The 7,956-nt window shown below is 71.5% G+C and carries 9 protein-coding genes; 8 read left to right on the top strand and 1 reads right to left on the bottom strand.

Annotated elements, in window-relative coordinates; genetic code table 11:
- Positions 1–208: 208 nt before the first annotated feature.
- From ACZ6QQ_RS28810 to ACZ6QQ_RS28785, 6 genes are all read left to right on the top strand, one after another.
- Positions 209–1,042, top strand: a complete 834-nt coding sequence (locus tag ACZ6QQ_RS28810) for a DUF1206 domain-containing protein (RefSeq protein WP_465880521.1) — start codon at positions 209–211, stop codon at positions 1,040–1,042.
- Positions 1,043–1,233: 191 nt separating this feature from the next.
- The gene (locus ACZ6QQ_RS28805) at positions 1,234–2,451 is read left to right on the top strand and encodes a mechanosensitive ion channel family protein (RefSeq protein ID WP_465880520.1); all 1,218 of its coding nucleotides are present in this window, start codon (positions 1,234–1,236) and stop codon (positions 2,449–2,451) included.
- A gap of 231 nt (positions 2,452–2,682) precedes the next feature.
- The gene (locus ACZ6QQ_RS28800; protein ID WP_465880519.1) at positions 2,683–3,117 is read left to right on the top strand and encodes a phage holin family protein; all 435 of its coding nucleotides are present in this window, start codon (positions 2,683–2,685) and stop codon (positions 3,115–3,117) included.
- Positions 3,114–3,464, top strand: coding sequence for a DUF3618 domain-containing protein (locus ACZ6QQ_RS28795; RefSeq protein ID WP_465880517.1), 351 nt, complete (start codon positions 3,114–3,116; stop codon positions 3,462–3,464). The genes ACZ6QQ_RS28800 and ACZ6QQ_RS28795 overlap by 4 nt, the downstream gene beginning before the upstream one ends.
- Positions 3,461–3,733 (top strand): DUF4235 domain-containing protein, encoded by a 273-nt coding sequence (locus tag ACZ6QQ_RS28790; protein WP_465880516.1) that lies wholly within the window; start codon positions 3,461–3,463, stop codon positions 3,731–3,733. Before ACZ6QQ_RS28795 ends, ACZ6QQ_RS28790 begins: the two co-directional genes overlap by 4 nt.
- A gap of 527 nt (positions 3,734–4,260) precedes the next feature.
- Entirely contained in the window at positions 4,261–4,464 is a 204-nt protein-coding gene (locus ACZ6QQ_RS28785; RefSeq protein WP_091424054.1) for a cold-shock protein, read from the top strand.
- 169 nt (positions 4,465–4,633) lie between these two features.
- On the opposite strand, the gene ACZ6QQ_RS28780 is transcribed toward ACZ6QQ_RS28785, so the two are convergent.
- Positions 4,634–5,617, bottom strand: coding sequence for an aldo/keto reductase (locus ACZ6QQ_RS28780; RefSeq protein ID WP_465880515.1), 984 nt, complete (start codon positions 5,615–5,617; stop codon positions 4,634–4,636).
- Between the two features lie 88 nt (positions 5,618–5,705).
- Between ACZ6QQ_RS28780 and ACZ6QQ_RS28775 the strand changes: the two genes are divergently transcribed.
- A complete protein-coding gene (locus ACZ6QQ_RS28775) occupies positions 5,706–6,530 on the top strand; it encodes a trans-aconitate 2-methyltransferase (protein WP_465880637.1) in 825 nt (274 codons plus the stop codon).
- Positions 6,527–7,552, top strand: coding sequence for an adenosine deaminase (locus ACZ6QQ_RS28770; RefSeq protein ID WP_465880514.1), 1,026 nt, complete (start codon positions 6,527–6,529; stop codon positions 7,550–7,552). The genes ACZ6QQ_RS28775 and ACZ6QQ_RS28770 overlap by 4 nt, the downstream gene beginning before the upstream one ends.
- Positions 7,553–7,956: the final 404 nt, after the last annotated feature.

The raw sequence follows: 7,956 nt of genomic DNA, 5'->3' as shown, positions 1-7,956 counted from the left end.
CCTCTCCCTCCTTCCTCTTTTTTTTTTTTCTTTCTTCCTCTCCCGCCCCCCCCCCCCCCCCCCCCCCCCCCCCCCCCCCCCCCCCCCCCTTTCCCCCCCCCCCCCCCCCCCCCCCCCCCCACCGGCCGACCACCCCGTCGGCGTGTCGGGCCGCCGGTGTGTCGCGCCCGACGTTTGGAAATCATGCCGAACGGTCAATGACACGGCCATGTCGATGACCCGCGGTGCCGAAGCCACCGCCTCCCGTGCCGCCTCCCGCGCCGCGAACAGCCCCGCCCTGGCCGCGCTGGCCCGGGCCGGGTTCGTCGGCTACGGAATCGTCCACCTCCTCTTCGCCTGGCTGGCGTTGCAGATCGCGTTCGGCACCGCCGCCGACGACGGCGACCAGTCCGGCGCCCTGCGTACGCTCGCCGAACAGCCGCTGGGCCGGTTCCTGGTGATCGCGATCGCGATCGGCCTGCTGGCCATGGCGATCTGGCAGGCCTTCGAGGCCGCCGTCGGCCACACCGAGGACCGGGGCCGCGAGCGGGTGCTGGAACGCCTCGCCTCCGCCGGCCGGACGCTTGTCTACCTCTACTTCGCCTGGACCGCGTACCAGGTGTTCAACCACGCCAACTCGTCCAGCGCCGACAAGTCTCAGGCGCTGACCGAGGAGATGATGGCCTCCTCCGGCGGGCGCTGGCTGGTCGGACTGGCCGGGCTCGCCCTCGCCGCGCTCGGCGTCGGGCTGGTCGTCTACGGGGTGAAGAAGCACTTCGAGAAGCACCTGATGACCGAGCAGATGAGCCCGCAGACCCGGACCCTGAGCCGCCGGCTGGGCGTCGCCGGTTACAGCGCCAAGGGCGTCGCGTACGGCATCGCCGGAGTGCTCCTGCTGACCGCCGCCGTCAACTACGACCCGGACCGGGCCCGAGGGCTGGACGCCGCCCTGCACACCCTGCGTGAGCAGGCGTACGGCACGTTCCTGCTGTCGCTGGTCGCGCTCGGCATCGCGGCGTTCGGTGCCTTCTGTTTCGTCCAGGCCCGGTATCGCAAGGTTTAGCCCGGATAGAACTGGTTAATCCAGGTCACTTGGACCACGTCGCGCCACCCGAGCCACCGCATCTGCTCAGAGGTCGAGGAACCCGTACCGCCTGACCGGTGTTCCCCCGCAGGCCGGCGCCAGCCGCCGACCCGCGCGGGACACCGGTCACGCGTGCGCGGGAACCCGACCGGTACCAGGGGAGAACAACCGTGCCGGACGTTCCGGAGTACGCCGAGACCATCGCCGCCGTGCTGGGCGCCGCGGCGATCGCCCTGCTCGTCGCCGAGGTGCTCTACCGCGCCCTGCACTGGCTCGGCCGGCGGTCGCTGCTGCTGGTCGAACTGTCCGAACACGGGCACCGGCCGTTCCAACTCGCCGGTACGGTCTTCGCCGTCCAGGTCGCGATCCGTGGCAACACCGACTACGCCGTGGGCACCACCTGGCGCGAGGTGCTGCTGCACCTGCTGGTGCTGGGGATCATCGCCGGCGCCGCCTGGCTGGTGGGCGCCGTACTGCTGGCCGCCGAGGACACGGCGCTGGCCCGGTTCCGCACCGACGTACCGGACAACCGGCAGGCTCGGCGGATCAAGACCCAGGTGGTGATGCTGCGCCGGGTCACCATCGCGGTGATCGTCGTCCTAGCCTTCGGCGCGGCCCTGATGACCTTCCCGAGCGTCCGGGGTGTCGGCGCGAGCGTGCTCGCCTCCGCCGGGGTGATCGGCGTGGTCGCCGCGCTGGCCGCACAGACGGTCCTCGGCAACGTCTTCGCCGGCATCCAACTCGCCTTCAGCGACGCGGTACGCCTCGACGACGTGGTGGTGGTCGAGGGGGAGTGGGGGCGGATCGAGGAGCTGACCCTCAGCTACGTGGTGGTCCAGATCTGGGACGACCGGCGGCTGATCCTGCCCACCTCGTACTTCACCAGCAAGCCGTTCCAGAACTGGACCCGTACCCGCGCGGCGGTGCTCGGCACGGCCGAGTTCGATGTGGACTGGTCGGTACCGGTCCAGGCGATGCGCGAGGAGTTGCGCCGCCTGGTGGAGGGGACCGAGTTGTGGGACGGGCGGGTCTGCGTACTCCAGGTCACCGAGGCCACCGGCGGCCTGGTCCGGGTCCGGGCCCTGGTCAGCGCCGCCGACGCGCCGAGCCTGTGGGATCTGCGCTGCCTGGTCCGGGAGCACCTGGTCGGCTGGATCCGGGACCAGCGTCCGACCGCCCTGCCCCGGACCAGGGCCGAGGTCGGCGACGCCAACGGCGGCTTCGACTGGCAGCGGGTCCAGCCTCCCGGCCGGGACGGGCCGGCGGCGCCCGCCACCGAGGCCGCCGACGACGCCCGGGTGTTCGGCGGCAGTGACGACGGCGACGCGCGCAGCAGCACCTTCGTCGGACCGGACGAACCGGTCGACGCCAACGCCAGCAGGAGCTAGGCGCCCGTCGACGCCAACGCCAACGCCAACGCCACCGGGAGCCGGGAGAGCGCGCCGGGAACCGGGAAGTCGCCCTTCCTGTGCGGAATCGGCACCGGGGGAGCCTTCCTTCCTCCAGGGTGGGAGGGGGACTCCTTCCGCCGTGGCGGCAGGGGGACGAATCTTCGGCCGAACAGGATTGCCCGGGTGCGAGTCGGGGCATACAGGTCGGCAAGCGGATAGGGGGACACCATGGCCGACCTGCGTGACGGCAAGGTCATTCGGCCGGTGGCCGAACAGTCGGTCGCCGAGCTGGTTCAGCACGGCACCGAACAGGTGTCGAAGCTGATCCGCGACGAACTGGCGCTGGCCCGCGCCGAACTCGCCCAGAAGGGCAAGCACGCCGGGATCGGCGTCGGGCTCTTCGGCGGTGGTGGCGCGCTCGCCTTCTTCGGGCTGGGCGCGCTGGTCACCACCGCCATCCTCGCGCTCGACCTGGTGCTGCCGGCCTGGGCGGCGGCCCTGATCATCGCCGGGGTGCTGTTCGTCGGGGCCGGACTGCTCGCGGTGATCGGCAAGAGTCAGGTGAGCCGAGCGGTACCGCCGATGCCGAGCGCGGCGGTGCGGAGCGTGCGCGCCGACGTCGACACGGTCACCGCAGCGGTCAAGGACAGGGGACAGCCATGACTTTGAGTAATGGCCACGGCGACCACGAAGCGTTGCGGGCTGAAATCCAGCAAACCCGTGCCGAACTGGCCGAAACCGTCCAGGCGCTGGCCGCCAAGGCGGATGTCAAGGCGCGGATCAAGGGTTCGGCCGCCCAGGTCACCGGCCGGCTGCGCGGACAGGCCGCCCAGCTCACCGGAGAGGCCCGGACGCAGGCGGAGCAGCGGGCCGGCGAGATCCGCTCCTCGGTCTCGGAGGCGAACCGGGCGGTCCACCGCCGGCCGGCGCCCTGGGCCGCCGGTGCGCTCACCGCGCTGGCGCTGGCGGCGGCGGTCGCGTACCTGGTGCTGCGGCGGGGGCAGCGGTGAGCGCGGGGATCGGCCGGGCCGCCTACAAGCCGGTCGGACTGCTGCTCGGCATGGGCGCCGGAGTGCTGGCCGGAGCCCTGTTCCGGCAGGTCTGGAAGGTGACGGCCGGCGACGGCGAGGCGCCCGGCGCCACCGACGAGGACCGGGGTTGGGGTGAGATCCTGGCCGCCGCCGCGTTGCAGGGGGCGATCTTCGCGGTGGTCCGGGCCGCGGTCGACCGGGGTAGTGCGGTCGGCGTACGGCGGTTGACCGGAAGCTGGCCGCAGTAGGCGCGATCGGTGGCGCAACCGGCACCCCGATGGTCGTCGGCACTCGGTACGGTCGGACGTACCCGTAAACGCTATGCGAACTCCCGGCAAAGGTCCCGAAGCACTCCTTTGCTCGCCACTCGATCGCTCTCGGTATCGGCAAGTGCCCCTATCGCCACCGCTGGTAACCACAAGCGGGTACGACGATGCGTGAACGTCTCCGACGGGCCCGGGCGGCCGAGCATGATGGACAGCCGCCGTACCCGTACCGTGCCGCCCGGCAGTGCCCCTGACCGGGGGATCGTCGCCCGAGGACGGGTCCGCGATCGATCGTTGGGCGAGCAAGTCGCGGGCGTTCAGGTCACATGTCGGAGAATATCGTCGGGTAGGCTGTGCGAAGTTTTTGCGTACGTGGTTTGCTGTTCCCCGCTGTTAGAGACAGCGGGGTGGAGAAGTCTCCCTTGGTGGGGGCCGATCAGGCGCCGCTGCTCGAAAACGGCCAACCGGCCGCACGGCGTGCTCGGCCGCCAGTTTAGAAGGAGATACACATGGCGCAGGGAACCGTGAAGTGGTTCAACGCAGACAAGGGCTTCGGCTTCATCACCGTCGACGGCGGGGGTGCTGACGTGTTCGTCCACTTCTCGGCGATCCAGTCCAGCGGCTACCGCACGCTGGAGGAGAACCAGCGGGTGGAGTTCGAGATCGCTCAGGGCCAGAAGGGCCCGCAGGCTGAGCAGGTCCGCCCCATCTGATTCAGTGACGGCCGGCCGCCGCCGGCCCTGTATGTGATCCATCACCGGATCGACGTCGAGCCCCGTGGCCAGCAGTGGTCACGGGGCTCGACGCGTCCTGCGCTCGGGCGGAGACAGACGGGGTTGCTGTCGAGGCGGCGCCGGGGGAGCCCGGCGCCACGGTCGACACCTACCAGCGGTCGTGTACCTGGGGCCGGATCAGCTCGTCGTAGACGGCGTTGACGCCGGCCAGCGTCTCCGCCGGCAGCGGTGCCAGGTCGGCCGCGGCCACGTTGCCCTGGGCCTGTCCGGGGTTGCGGGCACCGGGGATCACCACGGTCACGCCCGCCTGGTCGATGACCCAGCGGAGGGCGAACTGGGCCATCGTCGCCCCGGCCGGGACCAGTGGACGCAGCCGTCCGACGGCCTCCAGGCCGACGGTGAAGTCGACCCCGGAGAAGGTCTCGCCGACGTCGAACGCCTGCCCCTGCCGGTTGTAGTTGCGGTGGTCGTCGGCGCCGAACGTGGTGTGCTCGTCGTACCGGCCGGAGAGCAGGCCGCTGGCGAGCGGAACCCGGGCGATGATGCCCACCCCGGCGGCGGCTGCTGCGGGCAGCACCCGCTCCAGCGGCTTGAGCCGGAACGCGTTGAGGATGATCTGGACGCTGGCCGTGCCCGGTCGGGCGATCGCGGTCAGGGCCTCCTCGCAGGTCTCCACGCTCACCCCGTACGCGGCGATGCGTTCCTGCTCGACCAGGGTGTCGAGGGCGTCGTAGACCCGGTCGTCGCCGAAGACCGACGTGGGCGGGCAGTGCAACTGCACCAGGTCGAGCCGGTCCACGCCGAGGTTGGCCCGGGACCGGTCGGTCCAGGCCCGGAAGTTGTCCAGGGTGTACGCCTCAGGGGTCTGCGGCACCCGTCGGCCCATCTTGGTCGCCACGGTCAGCCCCGAGTTCGGGCGCTCCCGCAGGAACCGGCCGATCAGCTGTTCGCTGCGACCGTCGCCGTACACGTCGGCGGTGTCGAGGAAGGTGACCCCGGATTCGACGGCCGTGGCCAGGATGTCGAGGGCCTCGTCCTCGCCGACCGTGCCCCAGTCCGCGCCGAGCTGCCAGGCCCCGAGCCCGACCACACCGACCTCACGCCCCAATCGGGGGAAGCTGCGCTTTTCCACGAACCGGAGCCTAGACCCCCGGGGCTGACACGGTGCCGACCTGCCCCTATCCTCGAAACAAGACGTACGTACGGTTTGGAGGCCGATGATGTGGGACCCGAACGCCTACCTGCGGTACGGCGACGAACGCTCCCGCCCCTTCCGCGACCTGCTCGCCCGGGTGCCGGTGGAGTCCCCGAGGAGCGTGGTCGACCTCGGCTGCGGCCCCGGCAACCTCACCCTGACCCTGCGCGAGCGCTGGCCACAGGCGCGGATCAGCGGCTTCGACTCGTCGCCCGAGATGATCGCCAAGGCCCTCGGGCTGGGCTCCGGGGTCGACTTCACGGTCGCCGACGTACGCGACTGGACCCCGGACCCGACGGTCGACCTGGTGGTCTCCAACGCCGTACTCCAGTGGGTGCCCGGTCACGAGGCGCTGCTGACGCGGTGGGCCGCGCAACTGCCGGCCGGGGCCCTGCTCGCCGTCCAGGTGCCCGGCAACTTCGACGCCGCCTCGCACCGGGCGTTGGCCGAGGTCGCCACCGACCCGCGCTGGGGAGACCACCTCCGGGACCTGCTGCGGCCGGCGCCGGTCTCCGACGCGGTCGGCTACGCCGCGCTGCTGACCGGTGCCGGGTGCGCGGTGGACGCCTGGGAAACTACCTACGTGCACCTGCTGCCCGCCCGTGACCAGGCCGACCACCCGGTGTTGAGCTGGATGGAGGGGACCGCGCTGCGACCGGTCCGGGCCGGTCTCGGCGGCGACACCCCCGCCTGGGCCGACTTCCGGGGAGCGCTCAACGAGCGGCTTGCCGAGGCGTACCCGGTCCGGGACGGCCTGGTGTACTTCCCGTTCCGTCGCCACTTCTTCGTCGCCCGGACCGGCTCCCGTGCCGTGACGGGTGCATCACCCGTAGTTAGGAAGAACTCGTGACCGACCTTTCGGCCTTCATCGCCGGACTGCCCAAGGTGGAACTGCACGTGCACCACGTCGGCTCCGCGTCACCGCGGATCGTGGCCGAACTGGCCGCCCGGCACGAGGGGCGTACCCCGGTCCCCGCCGACCCGGCCACGCTCGCCGACTACTTCGCCTTCCGCGACTTCGCCCACTTCATCGAGGTCTACCTGAGCGTGGTGGACCTGATCCGGGACCCCGAGGACGTACGGATCCTGACCTTCGAGGTGGCCCGCGAGCTGGCCCGCCAGGAGGTCCGGTACGCCGAACTGACCGTCACCCCGTACTCGCACGTGCGGCGTGGGATCCCGGCACCGGCGTTCTGCGAGGCGATCGAGGACGCCCGCAAGGCAGCCGGCGCCGAACTCGGCATCGAACTGCGCTGGTGCTTCGACATCCCCGGCGAGGCCGGACTCCCGGCCGCCGAGGAGACGCTGCGTATCGCCCTGGAGGAGCGCCCCGAGGGGCTGGTCAGCTTCGGGCTCGGCGGACCGGAGATCGGGGTGCCGCGACCGCAGTTCAAGCCGTACTTCGACCGGGCGCGGGCGGCCGGGCTGCGCTCGGTGCCGCACGCCGGGGAGACCACCGGCCCGGAGACGATCTGGGACGCGCTGCGCGAGCTGGGCGCGGAGCGCATCGGGCACGGCATCTCGGCCGCGCAGGACCCGCAACTGCTGGAGTACCTGGCGCAGCGGCAGATCGCGCTGGAGGTCTGCCCGACGTCGAACGTCCGGACCCGCGCTGTCCGGGCGATGGCGGAACACCCGCTGCCCGCGCTGGTCGCGGCCGGGGTGCTGGTCACCATCAACTCGGACGACCCACCGATGTTCGGCACCACCCTGGAGCAGGAGTACGCCGTCGCGGCCAACCTGCTCGACCTCGGCCCGGACGGGGTCGCCGCCCTGGCCCGCAACGCGGTCACCGCGTCGTTCCTGCCCGCACCGGAACAGCAGCGGATCATCGCCGAGATCGACGGTTACCTCGCCACCAGCGGATCCTGACCGGGAAATGGGGCTGGCCCGGCGTGGGGTGCTGCGGGCGGCCGCGCCGGGCCAGCGTACGTGGGGCGAACGCCACGGTGCCGGGCCGACCGAGGGGGCGGTCGGACGGCGCCGTGGCGTTCGCCGAGCTGGCGCGCGCGACGGGACGGGGTGTGGGGGACCAAGTCCCGCCGCGCGCACGAATTCCCGCCGGACCGCGTGGGGAAAATGATAGTCCGGCGGAACTGGTGGGATCGGTGCCAATCCTGCCAGCAGCGGGCAGCGCGTACGGCGCGGTTAATCCAGACCTAAGCTGAACTTGAAGATTTCTTACTGATTTCCGGTGGACGACCGGACACCGGGCCTCCACTGTGGAGACCCGGTGTGCTGGACCTGTGTGGACGGAGCACGACGGCCCGTCCCGG

The sequence above is a fragment of the Micromonospora sp. NPDC049529 genome, assembly GCF_055586685.1.
The sequence above is the reverse complement of the archived record's forward strand: the minus strand, read 5'-3'. Positions and strand labels throughout refer to the sequence as shown.